We start from the raw sequence: 15,881 nt of genomic DNA on the forward strand, positions 1-15,881 counted from the left end.
ACAACTGCCTGATGCCGAGCATGTTATCGCAGACCGGGGCTATGACAGTGAGAAAGTACGGGAGCAGATCCGAGCGAAAAATGGCGTCCCAACGATACCGCGTAAACGTAATTCAAAAATTGGAAATGGCGATATTGATTGGTGTCTGTACAAATATCGCCATTTAGTAGAGAACGTGTTTGCCAGGCTAAAACATTACCGTTCAGTAGCAACCCGGTATGATAAATTGGCCCGGAATTATGCAAGTACACTTGCCTTGGCTTGCTGTCTATTATGGCTGCCAATGTGGGTTGGCTGAATTATAAACAGCAAAGATCAACAGGCCCTAGTCAGACTGCAACAAAAAATGCTGATAACGCCCCAAAGACGCATAGGGTTCAGTGCGGTTATACTGCAGTTCCAGTGCCAGTAGTTGGTCAAAATGACTTTGCTGCTGTGCTGGCTCGCGCAGGTAATCATGAAAACAACGTACCCCGGTTTTGCTCATTAGGGTAAAACCGGCCTGTCGACACCAACTTAATACATCAGCCGGAGATAACGGATGCTGAGGGTTTAAACTAACTTTCTTTTTAACTTTAAAATCGGCAGCCACATAATCAAAGTTACCATAGACAATATTGGCAAATCGTTTGGCTTCTTTGTTATAAAACATCAGTGACAATATACCGCCAGGCTGCAGTAATTTTTTTAGCTGGGCAATAGCGGTTTCTGGCTCAGCTAACCACTCCAGCATAGCATGACACAAGATAAGTGAATATTGCTGTGTTTGGCTTGATGCTAATGCCGCCAAACCAATATGTTCAAAACTCACCTGATTTATCTGCTGTGCTGTTGCAGCCTGCTGTGCTATCTGCAACATCTCTATAGAAATGTCAGTCAAATGCACATGATGGCCCTGTGCAGCCAGCGCCAATGCAATCTGTCCCTGCCCCGCCCCCACATCCAAAATACGTGTAGGTTGTTGTAACACATTAAGATCAGCTAAATCACGCAGCAGTACCTGCTGGCGCAGCAATCCTTTGGTATTAGCATAAATGTTATGCTGAAACTTAGTCGCTATACCGTCAAAACTACGATCAGTTTTTATTGTCATGCCGGGTTATCGATATCAATAAATTGCACATCTAGACCAAATTGCCTGGCGATACATTCACCCAACGCTTTGATACCATAACGCTCGGTCGCATGATGGCCGGCAGCAATAAAATGGATCCCCAGTTCACGAGACAAATGTATGGTTTGCTCTGATACCTCACCAGTAATAAAGAGTTGGGCCCCTGCTGCTGCAGCCTGTTCAATATAACCCTGGCCGCCTCCTGTACACCACGCCAGTGTTTTTACACTGCCAATACCGGCGTCATGCACCAGTACTTGTCTGTTTAAACTGCTTTCAAGTGACTTAGCTATGGTATCCAATGCTGTTTCAGCAATCAGTTCCCCCTGCATCAGTACACCGTTTGGTTCAGCTTCATTCACCGCGCAAACATTTGTTGCATGCAGCAATAGCCCCAGCTGGGCGTTATTGCCAAGCACAGGATGTACATCGAGCGGTAAGTGATATGCCAGCAGATTAATATCGTGGTTTAACAACGTTTGCAGCCGTTTTCTCTTAATACCAATAACCGGATAAGCTTCATTTTTCCAAAAATAACCGTGGTGCACCAATATAGCATCGGCGTTAACTGCTACTGCTGCATCCAACAGTGCCTGACTCGCTGTCACCCCTGTAACCACGCGGTTGATTTGCGCTTTACCTTCAACCTGCAAGCCATTAGGGCAATAATCACGTATCTTATTAATTTGTAGTTCGTCGTTTAACCATTTTACTAAGATGTTGCGCTCAACCATGTCTCGGTTCCCCGCTATTAACATGGCGCTATTGTACTGCAACCAACAAAAAAAACAGGCACATTTGTCTTAACAGGGCAAAATGTTGTATAAATACCGAGCTACATGCATAAAATAATATCTGTTAAGGATCCGTATGACTAAATTGGATAAAGATCTGGTTGTTGCCGAATTTACAGCAGCCTATAAAGCCGCATTTGGTAAAGCACCACAGCTGGAGCAAAAGCCAGGTTGGTTCAGCGTAGACGGCGGTAAAAATATTCGTCTGGCAGAGCTTGCCGAACTGGGCGCAAGTTACACGTCAACCAAAAAAGCGGCGCCGGTAGCGGCTAAGAAAGCTACTGCACCAAAAGCCGCCTCTAAGCCGGCTAAAGCAGTAAAAGCGAAGTCTACTGGCAACGGTCAATCAGCTGCTGCCATGTGGGCGCAACGTAATGGCAGTGCACAGCGTCCACCAAGAGGATGCCGTTAAAACGTTTAAGTCTGGTTGCTTAATGCTGCCAGACGCGTTTTTGTTTCTATCCACTGCCCCATAAACTTAGTGCTGCGATAAGCATGATGGCGTAACATTAAGCCGGTAAAATTTCTCTGACGATGCATCTCTATCTGCTGAAGTGTCTGTATCAACTCATGCCATATTCTTTGTTCATGCTGCTTTAAACTAAATTTGATCTGTACAGTGTCAAAGCCATGCTTTTGAGCAAGTTGCCATAAGTCGACATGTTGGTATAACTTCACGGCCGCCTCAGCCAAAGCAATATCATCATTTGCAATGATGCCGGCCCATTGGTTATCTAATAACATACCTTCAGCACCAATATCCGTTGTAACACTGGGAGTACCGCAGCGCATGGCATCTAATAGTTTGCCTTTTAACCCAGCACCAAAGGCTAACGGCGCCAAACAAACTCGGGCTTGCAGCAGTACACTAACCGCATCGTCAGCCCAGCCTTTGATCAGAAAACCCTGCTTAGCATTATGCAATGCTGTGGCTTTGGGCGGCGGATAAGCACCATAAATATGTAATTCGGCTTGCGGTAACTGCTTACGGATCAGCGGCCAGATACCTTGCTGTAACCACAAAACAGACTGCCAGTTTGGCGCATGGCGAAAGTTACCTATCGCGACGAAATGCTGTCGCTGATTAAAGTCAGGTACATTTGATAACGAGGTGTTGTCCATTAAAAACGGGCAGTAACACAACAGGCTTGCTGGCACAGCATAATGCTGCTGGAGCAACTGCATCTCAAATTCAGATATAACCAAGGTAAGATCACAACGATAAATCGCTGCAACTTCACGCAGCGCTAACTCAGAATTTAGTGCTTGCGCGTTCACAGGATTGCCGCTTTTAAAGCACTGATGTCTCGCATCCCTAAGCGCATGACAGTCTTCCATGTCTAAGATGCGCATAGCGTCTGGACAAGCTTGCTCTACACGCCAGCCAAATTGTTCTTCCAACATAAAGCGGTCAAACATCACAGCCTGCGGAGCTTGCTCCGCTATCCAGTTATCAAAACTACTATCGTTCAAACTGATGCAGTGCTCCGCAACGCCAAGCTCAGCCAATGCAAATCGGTGCGGGCTAAGTTCTGCCGCACTGGCAAAAATTACCCGCCAATTTTTGGCCAGAAATAATTGAATTAAGCTGAGCATCCGATAGCCCGCAGCGGAAGACTTCGGCTCTGGCCAAACATAGCCAACGATAATCAACAATGGCGTCGTTGCAGACATGGCACCTCCAAATAAAGCACGCATTCTACCTGCAAAACTGCGCCAGCGACACCGATTGACGTGCTAACATGGCTAACTCGAAGAATTGGGACGTGTTATGACAACAACCTATTACTCTCCAATTGAAGAACGGTTCCACGCTATTACTCATGGTATTGGTGCCATTTTGGGCGTACTTGCCCTGATAGTAATGCTTAAACTGTCATTACAAACAGGTGACCACTGGCATCTGGCCAGCAGTGTTATTTATGGAACAAGCATTATTTTGCTCTATAGCAGCTCAACACTGTATCACTGCGTCCAACAAACCGACATTAAACGCAAACTACGTCAACTTGATCACGCAGCGATTTTTGTACTTATTGCCGGCACCTACACCCCTTTCACACTGCTAAATTTGCGTGACAACTGGGGTTTACCCCTATTTGCATTAATTTGGACTGTGGCGATTGCAGGTGTCATTATTGAGCTTGCAACAGGATTAAAATACAAAAAATTATCGTTAACACTCTATCTCGGTATGGGTTGGTTGGTGGTGATTGCTATTCAACCCATGTTAAGCAATGTTGAAACTGGCGGTTTGCTGCTATTGCTTGCTGGGGGGGTAATTTACTCGCTTGGCGTCATTTTTTATGCCTGGAAACGCTTATTTATGCATCATGTGATCTGGCATATCTTTGTTTTGGTTGGCAGCATCCTGCATTTTTTCGCGGTATATTATTTTGCGCTAAACATGTAAAAAAGGCCGGAAAACCCGGCCTTTTGGGTATTACTAGTATTGGTACGTAAACGTCACACCACTAAACGCGGTATAACCACGTATGCCGACATGCCAAGTGCCTGCCTGCGGATTGTTAATCGTGCACACTTCATTATTACCATTTAGATAAGGCCGACAAGTATATGACGTTGTTGTTGGTTGACTGCCATAACGCATGTATAAATCAGCATCACCTGTGCCTCCTGAAATTTGGAAGGTCAAAGTTGATACGCCAGCCGGAATTTGATAACTGCCTCTTAACCACTGACCACTGGTACCCGACAAGTTAGGGAATGATGCGCCACCGCCTGGAGGTGTACCATCACCACCGCCATCACCCGAACCGTCACAGCCATTATTGGTTAAATAATCATGAGCAGCTTTCGCTTTAACAATACCCCAACCATAAGACGTGTCACGACCCGATGAACCACGGTCTTCTGCTGTCGCATTTAAGGCACTACGGATTTGTGCTGCTGAACATTGTGGATGATTACTCCATACCAGAGCGGCCACACCTGCAACATGAGGCGATGCCATTGAAGTACCGCTGATACTGTTATAACCACCATTGTTCCAGGTAGAACTTACACCAACACCTGGTCCGGCAATTTCAACCTGCGAGTTACGCTGTGAGAAACTGGCAAGAGCACCACTTGAGCTCACTGCTGCAACGGAAACAACCGCATCATAGGACGCAGGATATGACAAGCTGGTATTACCGCCATTACCTGCTGCCGCAACCAATAACATGCCGCTATTATAAAAACTGTTCATTGCTGCATTTTCAGTCTGGTTGGATGAACCACCACCCAGACTCATGTTGACCACTTTAGCGCCTGCATTCTGACAAGACTGAATACCATCAATCAGATCCGATGCGAAAGTCCAGTTACCTGAATCATTAAATATTTTTACAATGTGTACACCGGCCTGACCAGATCCAATCACACCGACAACACCACTGTTGTTGTCCAACGCTACCATCGTGCCCGCAACGTGGGTACCATGGCCGTTACCATCCGAATACCAGTTGCCATGACCCGAAAAAGCAAAACCGGTTACACCAGAGCTCTGCAAATCTTCATGGCCAGAAGTGTATCCAGTATCAATAACACACACTTTAGTATTACCAGCGCTGCTGTCACTCACCTGGTTCGCTTGCACCATGGTGATACCATAAGGGGTAGATTGTGCAAATGGAGTAATAACATCCATTAAGTAGCGCTTAGCATCAACTTCAACGTATTCAACGTTTGGATCACTTTGCAACATCTTAAGTTGTTTAGGTGAAAGTTTAGCGACTGACGCATTAACCGCGGAAAGATGTTTCAATGCGGAGACGTTGGCTTTTTGCAGCGTCTGCTGCGCACGCAGAGCTGAAAACTCGGCAACATTTGCTGCGGTGCCGTCAGTACTCATCAGCTCCTGTGCGGCTGGGTTTTTGAACTTAATAATGTAACGGTCAGACGTTTCTTCTAATAGCGCTGGTAAAGTAATTGCTTGTTCGGCGATGTTTAAGCCTTCAGCGACTGCAACAGAGGTAAAGCTCAGGGTAAAACAGCTGGCAGACGCAAGTGCCAGTAAAGTAGTCATTTTGTTCATCATAGTGCCCTTGGTAGGTTTTATAAGGTCCATGTTGTACGTTTCGCATCCTGCCGCTCAAAACTTAACCAACTATCACCCAGACATCCATTACAAACATATTATAAATTCTTTACAAATGTATTATAAATTCTTTACAAATGTATGAGATAAACCTTTTTCAGAAAATTAATATAACTATCAGAAACAAAATGATTTATTTAGGAACAAGTATAGCTATTACATTATCAATATTACGAATGTTAATGAAAAACTAAGGTTTAGGACCATTACCTATGCGCTGCAATGTAAACCAAAAAATTGATCCCTGATCGGTTATTGAGCTAAACCCAATATCACCATGGTGATTTTCAATAATTTTCTTGCAGATAGCCAAGCCTAAACCTGAACCTTCTTTTGCCCGACTATCTGAACTGTCAGCTTGAGAAAACTTCTCAAATATTCGTTGTTGAAACATCTCTGGTATGCCACTTCCACAGTCTTCAACTTCTAACTTAACGTCTTGCTCAGTCGCACTTAATCTAACAACGACTGTCCCTTGCTTGGGCGAAAATTTAATGGCATTCGACGTAAGATTATCAATTACCTGGCGTAGCCGCAGTGCATCTGCCTTGACGATAAATGTATCACTCCCACTAACTTTTAACGTAAGTTCAACATCATAACGTTTTGCATAAGGTAACATCGCTTGAATCGCTTGCGACGCCAAGTCAGCTAAATCTACATGTGCAACGTTTAGCGTAAAATTCCCCGCGGCAAATTTCTGCAAATCGAGTAAGTCATTAATTAGCTGAGCTAAACGCTCACTATTGGCTTGAGCAGTTTGCAACATACTTTGATAGGCAGGATGATCAGGCGTTAATACATTTTGCGCGATAAGTCCTACTGCCCCTCGAATTGCCGTAAGCGGAGTGCGCAGCTCGTGGCTTACGGTAGCGATAAACTCATCTTTAAGTTTATCCAGGCGCTTTAATTCCAAATTCGTTTTCGCTTGTTCTTCCAAGCTGCGCTCTAACTGCTTGGTTCGCAGCGACAAAGTAATAGAGCTCTCTTCTAATGCACTTGTTCGCTCAGTAACTCGGGTTTCAAGTACTATTTGAGCCCGGGCTTTATCATCTACGGCTGACTGTAACAACCGGTTAATTTGCCTGATATGGCGCAGGCGATAAAGATGTAGCAACCAAAGTATTAACGCAACGCATAACATTGCAGAGTAAATAACCCAGCGTTGCTGCCACCAGTGCGGTAAAACCTGTAACGTAGCGACAATTTCAGCAGCGCTAAACACACCATGGTTATTTGATACTTTAAGCCACAGGGGATAAGTGCCGACAGGTAAATTCGCGTAGAAAGCACTATTATTGGTACCCGCCATAACCCAATCTTGATTAATTCCAGCCAGTTTGTATTGAAATTGATTCCGCTGCGGATCCTGATAGTCTAAGGCACTGAATTCAAAACTCATGGTATGGCTGTCAGGCGACAGTTTGATTAGCGGCCACGGCTTGCCATGCGGTTTTAATTGCACAATATGATGATCGATAACAAAAGATGATAATACTGGCTGAGGCACAGCGTTATTGTCAGTAAGCAGTGAGGGTTTAACTGCAATCAACCCCGCTATTGCACCAAAATAAAGTGTATCGTTTTCGGCAAACATCGCGTTGGTGTTTAGCTCCGAACTAACCAAACCATCATGGCTGGTGTAATGTAAGAACCGTTGCCCTGATGTTGGTCGGTATCCTAAACCTTTTGCGGTCATAACCCACAATTGTTTACCCTGTTGCAATACACCTAGAACATTATTAGAGGGTAAACCCTGTTCTGTTGTGATCAGCTGTTGCTCACCACTTATTTGGTTAACTAACACCAAACCTTCACGACTGCATATTACCAACAGCGCAGCATGCTCGCTAACGCATTGCACATTATTGTGTACTAGTTTTATTTTAGAGTCTGGTAAAGCACTAAACTGCTGCATCTCGCCAGTAGCCAGATTAATTTGGTATACGCCACTGTATCGGGTGGCAACCCACAGCTGGTTATTTTCACCAACAAAGAGTTGCTGTACAGCATTGCCGACCGATGTTTCAGATAATTGCGTCAACCAATGCTGAACTGCATGCTGTTCTGGTTGCCAGGCAATAACACCCTCGCCCCACATACCTAAATACAACCTGCCTGAATCATCAATTTTTAAATCGCGAACATTCCGATTAGCAACACCGGCCAAGTCGAAAGGCTCACTTAGGTTTTTAATACCGGTATCCGGATGATAAAGTAGTAATCCGTTGTCGGTTGCCACATAAATTTGGTTAAGTGCACCTGCGACTACCGCATTTACACGACTGCCGACATTATATTGAGTAAATTGACCGTCATCTAACGTTATCTGATATAAGGTTTCTGCACCACCAAGCCACATTTGACCGTTATGTTTTAAAATTGCAGTAACTGAAAAGCCATCTTGTTGCGCTAAACTAGCAGATATACTACTAATGTCTGTAAAAGCGTTACTCGAAACAATATTCCGGTATAACCCTCCCTCCCGTGAGCCTAACCACAACACGCCAGAGCGATCCGTTAAAATGCTGCGAATATTAACGTGGCTCAGTGACTGAGTCACAAGTGGAGTTTCACCGTCTAAATTAATACGAAACAGGCCATTGTAGCTTCCAATCAGCAAGGTATTTTGGGCATCTCCACCGGTAATAACGTTTAGTACGGGCTCTGACAATCCTGCTGCCATCAGGGGTAAAGCGACAAACCGTTGCTGCTCTGTCTCGTAGCGGAATAAGCCTATACGACTTCCCACCCAAAGCTGATTGTTAATATTTTTTATTACTCTGATTTCATTGCTTCGGCTTAAATTGTCAGCACCGGGCACTAATTCAATAACGGGGCTAAGCCCCACATCGTCATGCCAGCGATGCAAACCAGCAGAGGTGCCAATCCAGATAGCGCCATCAGTTGTTTTTGTCAGGCTCCAAATTCTTTGGTCTGCCAGTACTGGATACAGTGGGTCACGACCTATATGACTGATACTATCATCTGTTTCAATCCGGCTTAAACCCGCAGTTGTTCCTACCCACACCCGCCCAGAATTATCTTTAAGCAACGCTTGAATCTGATTGCCAGCCAGTCCTTTTGCTTCAGTAAAACGCGACAGCTTTGACGTTTTAGCATCAAGTCGCGACAAGCCCATGCCCCAAGTACCGGCCCAAATAGCGTCATCATCATCGATTAAGACTACACCCACATCAGGTGTTTGATGGTTAACAAGTTCTTCATTAGTGAGCAGAGGAAACTCGACAAAACGATAGCCGTCATAGCGCAGCAAGCCTGAATTAGTAGAGCCCAGCCAAAGATAGCCGGTTTTATCCTGCTGCACGCTATAAATGGTTGCATTAGGTAAACCATCATCGACACCTAATCGACTAAAACGCTCTGCCCATGCCTTACTATGTGGCGTCAAAATCAACAAAGTAGACAAGGTAACGAAGAAAACTATCTTTATTATTTGATAAAGCAATACCACCTCTGTTATCGATAAACAGTATACATTTAAGGTAAAAAATAAGACTAAAAACACAAAAATAGCTGCCTAACGATAGCACAGCATAAATGGCTTTACAGTGCTGATTTGATTAAATCTATAGTGCCACTTTCGCTTAGGCTTGCATTCTTTTAGAATCGTCGCCATAACCCGCTTTTATGCTTTTGCTTTCGGAGAAACACATGTCTGATGTTAAACACAGTCGCCTGCTTATTCTTGGTTCAGGTCCGGCTGGCTATACCGCTGCAGTTTATGCAGCACGCGCTAATTTGAATCCTGTTTTAATTACTGGCATGCAGCAAGGTGGGCAGTTGACGACCACCACTGAAGTAGAGAACTGGCCAGGCGACGCGCATGGCTTAACCGGCCCTGCGCTGATGGATCGTATGCGTGAGCATGCAGAAACGTTTAATACAGAAATCGTTTTTGACCATATCCATACTGTTGACCTACTTCAACGTCCTTTTACCCTAACAGGTGACAATGCCGTTTATACCTGTGACGCGTTAATTATTTGTACCGGCGCTTCAGCCAAATATTTAGGCTTACCATCAGAGCAAGCTTTTAGTGGCCGTGGTGTTTCTGCCTGTGCTACCTGTGATGGTTTTTTCTATAAAAATCAAAAAGTCGCCGTCGTGGGTGGTGGTAATACCGCGGTAGAAGAAGCACTTTACCTGTCAAACATTGCTGCAGAAGTGCATTTAGTTCATCGTCGCGACAGTTTTAAAGCAGAGAAAATTCTGGTTGACCGCTTAATGGCTAAAGTTAACAGCGGCAATATTATTCTGCATACCCATCGTGAACTTGACGAAGTGCTGGGCGATGAGATGGGCGTTACCGGTGTAAGATTAAAATCAACCCAAGGTAAAGCTGATGAGCAGCTTGACTTGCAAGGTGTTTTTATTGCCATTGGTCACAAACCCAATACGGATATTTTTCAAGATCAGCTAGCAATGAAAGGCGGCTATTTAACTGTTCATAGTGGCAGCGAAGGCAATGCCACTCAAACTAGCATTGAAGGCGTGTTTGCTGCAGGCGACGTGTCAGACCATATTTATCGCCAAGCCATAACTTCTGCTGGCACCGGCTGTATGGCTGCGCTAGATGCCGAACGTTACCTGGACGCTTTGAACAAGTAATCCAGGACTATACGTGGCGATATATCTGCCAGAACTCTCAGCGCATGATGTCAGCTTTCCCAAGCTGGATCGTGCGCTAACAGAACCCGATGGATTGCTTGCCATGGGTGGCGATTTATCCCCACAACGGTTAATCAGTGCTTACTCTCAAGCTATATTCCCCTGGTTTAGTGAAGGTGACCCTATACTCTGGTGGAGTCCTTCTGTTCGTGCTGTATTCGCACCGGATACATTGCAGTTAAACCGGACGTTAAAAAAACAGATTAACCGTTACCAACTCAGATGCAGTATAAACTTTGCGTTTAATGACGTGATAAAGTGCTGCGCTGCACCTCGAGCTAAACAACCTGGTACTTGGATTTTGCCTGAGATGCAACACGCCTATCGCCAGCTACACAACTTAGGTTATGCTCACAGTATTGAAGTGTGGCAGCAAGATAAACTCGTCGGAGGATTATACGGCGTGTTGATTGGTAAGCTATTTTGCGGTGAATCTATGTTTCACCTGGTACCAAACATGGCGAAACTGGCATTAGTTGCTCTACAACATCAGCTACAACAATTGGGTGCTGGCTGGATAGACTGCCAAATGCCTAATCCATTTTTACAACAACAAGGCGCTCAAGCAATATCACGCAACGACTACGTTCGTTTATTGTATCAATATGGTCAGACCACTACTACAGCAGATGATTGGCAACCACAGTATCTTGAATTGGTCGCCAATAATGCCTGAACTAAAATTTGGTCTCACTGCACCGTTACCCTGTAGCTATTTACCTAACGAAGATGAACAGCTGGTATTTTTGCTACCTGATCAACCGTTATCGCCAAAGCTATACCAACAGCTATTGGCACTTAATTTCCGGCGCAGTGGCGAGCAGGTATATACACCGCACTGCCCCGACTGCAGCGCTTGCCAGTCTGTAAGAATAAACCCTATCGACTTTTCACCCAGCCGCAGTCAACGCAGGTTGTTAAACAAAGCCCAACGCAATGAGTTGACACATAAATTTGTTGATAAACCCAGTGCCGACTATTTTCCGCTGTTTGCTGACTACATAACCTATAAACATGCCGATGGCAGTATGTTTCCACCCTCACGTGAGCAACTTAACACTATGCTTAACTGCTCATGGATGAAATTACATTTTCTGGAACAATACCGACAACAGCAGTTGGTTGCCGTGACCATTGTTGATACAACATCAGATGCGTATTCAGCGGTATACAGTTTTTTTCATCCATCGGTAAGCGCATTGTCACCGGGTATTTTGGCAGTACTCTATTTATTGCAGTGTGCGCAGCAAAATCAGAAACAGTGGCTGTATCTTGGATATCAAATTAATGAATGCCAAAAAATGGCTTATAAGGCTGTTTTTCGTCCACAACAGCGTTTTATTCAGGGACAATGGCATTCATTTGGTTAAAAAAGCGCTTGCTGCTTTACTTATGCCGATGATTTCGGCACAATCTGCGCAGTTTTTTTATGGTTCACCCAATTTTAAGAGGCAAGTACGCTGAATGGCGAAGGAAGACGTAATTGAAATGCAAGGTACCATTTTGGATACCCTGCCAAATACCATGTTCAAAGTTGAACTGGAAAACGGCCATGTCGTTATCGCTCATATTTCAGGTAAAATGCGTAAAAACTATATCCGTATTTTAACCGGCGATAAGGTAACCGTAGAGTTGACACCTTATGACTTAACTAAAGGTCGTATCGTGTTCCGTCAGCGTTAAGCTGGCTCCTTACTTTATATCCGCTAACACAAACCCGGCCATGGCCGGGTTTGTTGTTAATATCAGCTACCTCTGTAATATACTATTCAGTAAGTGCAGCCTCTTGTTCAGTTTGATATTCAAAGCTTAGTTTATCGTCAACCAGCCCTACCCTGACATCACCACCGTGCAATAAGCGGCCAAACAGTATTTCGTTGGCTAGCGGTTTTTTCAACTGTTCCTGAATAACCCGTGCCATCGGTCTGGCTCCCATAGAAGGGTCGTAGCCTTTATCTGCCAACCATTGTCTGGCTGCAGCGCTCAGTTCCAACGATACTTGCTTTCTATCCAGCTGCACTTGCAAATCACAAATAAACTTATCAACAATTTGCAATATAATATCCAGGGCCAAATGTTTAAACCAGATAATACCGTCCAGCCTGTTTCTAAATTCAGGGCTAAATGTACGGTTAATCTCAGCCAGGGCATCGTGGCTATTATCTTGCTGCTGAAAACCTATCGACTTACGCACAGTTTCTTGCACGCCCGCATTGGTTGTCATCACTAACACAACATTGCGAAAATCGATTTTTCGGCCATTGTTATCCGTTAAGGTGCCGTGATCCATTACCTGCAATAAAATATTGTAGATATCGCTATGCGCCTTCTCTATCTCGTCCAACAACACAACAGAATAAGGTTGCTTCGATACAGCATCCGTCAACAAACCGCCTTGCTCAAAACCCACATAGCCTGGTGGCGCACCAATTAACCGACTGATAGCATGCCTTTCCATATATTCAGACATGTCAAAACGTAACAGTTCAACCCCAAGCACTTTAGCCAGTTGCTTGGTCACTTCGGTCTTACCTACCCCAGTCGGGCCGGCGAACAAAAAATTACCTATAGGTTTTTCTTCACTACCTAGCCCAGAGCGCGACAGCCTGATAGCAGCTGTAAGCACCTCAATGGGCTCATCCTGGCCAAACACCACCATTTTAAGGTTGCGGTCCAGGTTCGCCAGCACATCCTTGTCAGACGCTGATACGGACTTCTCAGGTATACGCGCCATCTTAGCGATAACATGTTCTATTTCAGGAACATTAATTACTTTACGCCGTTTAGAGGATGGTAATAACCGCTGACTGGCACCAGCTTCGTCAATAACGTCAATCGCCTTGTCGGGTAAATGCCGCTCGTTTATGTATTTTGCCGACAATTCCGCCGCTGCACGAATCGCTTTTTGTGTATAGCGTACATTATGGTGCTGCTCGTACCGTTCTTTTAAACCAAATAAAATTCGAGTGGTATCTTCAATACTGGGTTCAACCACATCAATTTTTTGAAACCGCCGAACTAACGCCGTGTCTTTTTCAAAGATACTCTTAAATTCCTGATACGTAGTGGAGCCCATACAACGCAATCGGCCACTTGATAATAATGGCTTTATTAGATTGCTGGCATCCATCACACCACCCGATGCGGCACCGGCGCCAATGACAGTATGAATTTCATCAATAAATAAAATGGCGTCCTTTTCACGCTCAATCTCTTTTAGCAATGATTTCAAACGTTTTTCAAAATCGCCACGGTATTTAGTCCCTGCAAGCAAGGCGCCCATATCTAACGAATAAATTGTTGCATTGGCAATAACTTCAGGCACTTCGTTATGCACAATACGGTATGCCAGCCCTTCCGCAATAGCTGTTTTTCCAACGCCGGCCTCACCAACCAACAAGGGGTTATTTTTCTTCCGACGGCAAAGTACTTGTATTGCACGCTCGACTTCATGTTCCCGACCAATCAGCGGATCTATTTGGCCGTTTTTTGCCTGCACATTTAAGTTTGCCGTAAAATTTTCTAAATATTTACTATCATCCGCTGTCGCTTCAGCACCTTCTTCAGACGAATGCTCATCATGCTGTTCAAGTTTTTCGGTTTTGGTTACACCATGAGAAATAAAATTAACGACATCCAGGCGGCTAATATCAATTTTTTTCAATAAGTAAACCGCTTGCGACTCTTGTTCGCTGAAAATAGCCACCAGCACATTAGCACCGGTAACCTCTGTCTTACCGGATGACTGCACATGAAAAACCGCCCGTTGTAACACGCGCTGAAAGCCTAATGTAGGCTGTGTATCACGCTCGGTTTCACCATCGGGTAGGACCGGCGTAGTGGAATCGATAAAACTGGCCAGTTCTTGACGCAGTTTTTCAATGTTAGTGCCACAAGAACGCAAGGCGTCTCCTGCAGCAGGGTTATCTAGCAATGCGAGCAGTAAGTGCTCAACTGTCATATATTCATGACGGCGCTCACGCGCGAACCTGAAAGCCAAATTCAGAGTTAACTCAAGATCTTTATTTAACATACACCACTCCTAATCCACCTGAGTAACGACACCAGAATCATGCAAAGGCCTACCTTATGCGCGCTCCATGGTACAAAGCAACGGGTGTTGATGCTCTTTTGCGTATTGCATCACCTGCTGCACTTTTGTTTCCGCTATTTCTGCTGTAAAAACCCCACATTTACCTTTGCCCTCGTAATGTACTTTTAACATCACTTCGGTCGCCTGCTCATACTGCATGTTGAAAAACCGACTAAGAACATCAATGACAAAATCCATCGGTGTGTAATCATCATTATGCAGTAAAACTGTATACATTGGCGGAGGAGCCACTCGTTGCCGTGTTAACTCTTCCAATCCGCCTTGTTGTTCGTTGCCGTGATTAATGCCGCTCATAAACTATAGCCATGCCTGTGTATTCCATCAAAGGAGCTTTAAGTTAATTGTTAGTTAAATATTAGTTTAATTTTGCAAATAACTTGACTGTATGCTCAAATTATCTACATTAGTTGTTGGGATTACAAACAATCCCGCTGTCGATACTAGAATACAGAATTTAGCTAACTTAGAGAAGGAAGTAAGTTGTATGGCTACCGGTAAAGTAAAATGGTTCAATAATGCCAAAGGTTTTGGATTTATCCGCGAAGATGGCCGTGACGAGGATATCTTTGCCCATTATTCAACTATTAGCATGGACGGCTACCGCACGCTAAAAGCTGGACAAGACGTAGAGTTTGACTTGTCTGAGGGTCCTAAAGGCCTTCACGCTGTAAATATTAAAGTGCCCGGTGATCTGTCAGAGTAAACTATTTGTTTAGTGCTACGCACAACGACAAAAAAAAGCAGGCTTAACGCCTAATGCCGTTCACTTAAGGTGAGCGGCATTTTTACTTTTAGCCACCGGGTAGCGATTTTTCGATACCTTTAGCGTCCTTGGATAACTGCGTTCTCGCTTTCCTTCAAGCTTGAATTGACTGGCATTTTTTTCTATTTCAAAGATGAATCCGGGCACATTACCCGGCGCATAAATTGGCATCAGAGTGAGCTTGTGGATGATGTGCGATGAGGCATCTCTAAAGCTCAGTTGGTTTGGGAATACACTTTTAAGGGACTTGGCCATCAATACCATTTTGTATCGAATTAAATTGTAAGCGAGCAACACCCCCC

15 protein-coding genes and 1 pseudogene are annotated in these 15,881 nt (G+C 44.5%); 8 read left to right on the forward strand and 8 right to left on the reverse strand.

Annotation, left to right across the window (positions count from 1 at the left end; all coding sequences use genetic code 11):
* The coding region (locus H595_RS0117825) for an IS5/IS1182 family transposase (RefSeq protein ID WP_027672410.1) at positions 1 to 298 on the forward strand (298 nt) is incomplete at its 5' end.
* 27 nt (positions 299 to 325) lie between these two features.
* On the opposite strand, the gene H595_RS0117830 is transcribed toward H595_RS0117825, so the two are convergent.
* Entirely contained in the window at positions 326 to 1,093 is a 768-nt protein-coding gene (locus tag H595_RS0117830; RefSeq protein ID WP_027672411.1) for a methyltransferase domain-containing protein, read from the reverse strand.
* On the reverse strand, positions 1,090 to 1,848 hold the full coding sequence (locus H595_RS0117835; protein ID WP_027672412.1) for a Nif3-like dinuclear metal center hexameric protein: 759 nt from the start codon (positions 1,846 to 1,848) through the stop codon (positions 1,090 to 1,092). Before H595_RS0117835 ends, H595_RS0117830 begins: the two co-directional genes overlap by 4 nt.
* 136 nt (positions 1,849 to 1,984) lie before the next feature.
* On the opposite strand from H595_RS0117835, the gene H595_RS0117840 reads away from it, so the two are divergent.
* Entirely contained in the window at positions 1,985 to 2,320 is a 336-nt protein-coding gene (locus H595_RS0117840) for a hypothetical protein (protein WP_027672413.1), read from the forward strand.
* Positions 2,321 to 2,325: 5 nt separating this feature from the next.
* On the opposite strand, the gene H595_RS0117845 is transcribed toward H595_RS0117840, so the two are convergent.
* On the reverse strand, positions 2,326 to 3,582 hold the full coding sequence (locus H595_RS0117845) for a glycosyltransferase (RefSeq protein ID WP_027672414.1): 1,257 nt from the start codon (positions 3,580 to 3,582) through the stop codon (positions 2,326 to 2,328).
* A gap of 97 nt (positions 3,583 to 3,679) precedes the next feature.
* Between H595_RS0117845 and trhA the strand changes: the two genes are divergently transcribed.
* Entirely contained in the window at positions 3,680 to 4,321 is a 642-nt protein-coding gene (gene trhA, locus H595_RS0117850; protein ID WP_027672415.1) for a PAQR family membrane homeostasis protein TrhA, read from the forward strand.
* Positions 4,322 to 4,354: 33 nt separating this feature from the next.
* Here the strand turns inward: trhA and H595_RS0117855 are convergent, their stop codons facing one another.
* Positions 4,355 to 5,980 carry a S8 family serine peptidase gene (locus H595_RS0117855; RefSeq protein WP_240474933.1) on the reverse strand — a complete coding sequence of 542 codons (1,626 nt, stop codon included), beginning with the start codon at positions 5,978 to 5,980 and terminating at the stop codon, positions 4,355 to 4,357.
* A 220-nt stretch (positions 5,981 to 6,200) separates the two neighbouring features.
* Positions 6,201 to 9,479: a sensor histidine kinase gene (locus tag H595_RS0117860; protein ID WP_156886018.1), complete on the reverse strand. Its 3,279-nt coding sequence runs from the start codon at positions 9,477 to 9,479 to the stop codon at positions 6,201 to 6,203.
* Between the two features lie 206 nt (positions 9,480 to 9,685).
* Between H595_RS0117860 and trxB the strand changes: the two genes are divergently transcribed.
* The 4 genes from trxB (at position 9,686) to infA (ending at position 12,385) form a co-directional block, all read left to right on the forward strand.
* Entirely contained in the window at positions 9,686 to 10,642 is a 957-nt protein-coding gene (gene trxB, locus H595_RS0117865; protein WP_027672418.1) for a thioredoxin-disulfide reductase, read from the forward strand.
* Between the two features lie 13 nt (positions 10,643 to 10,655).
* Entirely contained in the window at positions 10,656 to 11,378 is a 723-nt protein-coding gene (gene aat / locus H595_RS0117870; RefSeq protein WP_027672419.1) for a leucyl/phenylalanyl-tRNA--protein transferase, read from the forward strand.
* Complete coding sequence (locus H595_RS0117875; RefSeq protein WP_027672420.1) at positions 11,371 to 12,072, forward strand: arginyltransferase; 702 nt, start codon at positions 11,371 to 11,373, stop codon at positions 12,070 to 12,072. The genes aat and H595_RS0117875 overlap by 8 nt, the downstream gene beginning before the upstream one ends.
* 94 nt (positions 12,073 to 12,166) lie before the next feature.
* Positions 12,167 to 12,385 carry a translation initiation factor IF-1 gene (gene infA, locus H595_RS0117885; protein ID WP_008610216.1) on the forward strand — a complete coding sequence of 73 codons (219 nt, stop codon included), beginning with the start codon at positions 12,167 to 12,169 and terminating at the stop codon, positions 12,383 to 12,385.
* Between the two features lie 82 nt (positions 12,386 to 12,467).
* Here infA and clpA read toward each other — a convergent pair whose 3' ends face one another.
* Both clpA and clpS read right to left on the reverse strand, forming a co-directional pair.
* The gene (gene clpA, locus H595_RS0117890; protein ID WP_027672421.1) at positions 12,468 to 14,735 is read right to left on the reverse strand and encodes an ATP-dependent Clp protease ATP-binding subunit ClpA; all 2,268 of its coding nucleotides are present in this window, start codon (positions 14,733 to 14,735) and stop codon (positions 12,468 to 12,470) included.
* A gap of 54 nt (positions 14,736 to 14,789) precedes the next feature.
* Positions 14,790 to 15,110, reverse strand: coding sequence for an ATP-dependent Clp protease adapter ClpS (gene clpS / locus H595_RS0117895; protein ID WP_027672422.1), 321 nt, complete (start codon positions 15,108 to 15,110; stop codon positions 14,790 to 14,792).
* A 190-nt stretch (positions 15,111 to 15,300) separates the two neighbouring features.
* On the opposite strand from clpS, the gene cspD reads away from it, so the two are divergent.
* Positions 15,301 to 15,519: a cold shock domain-containing protein CspD gene (gene cspD, locus H595_RS0117900; protein ID WP_027672423.1), complete on the forward strand. Its 219-nt coding sequence runs from the start codon at positions 15,301 to 15,303 to the stop codon at positions 15,517 to 15,519.
* Positions 15,520 to 15,579: 60 nt separating this feature from the next.
* Here cspD and H595_RS0117905 read toward each other — a convergent pair.
* Positions 15,580 to 15,881 (reverse strand): annotated as a pseudogene (locus H595_RS0117905) (IS4 family transposase); the annotation flags it as partial.

The sequence above is a fragment of the Rheinheimera baltica DSM 14885 genome, assembly GCF_000425345.1.
In the GTDB taxonomy this organism is placed as follows: Bacteria; Pseudomonadota; Gammaproteobacteria; order Enterobacterales; family Alteromonadaceae; genus Alishewanella; species Alishewanella baltica.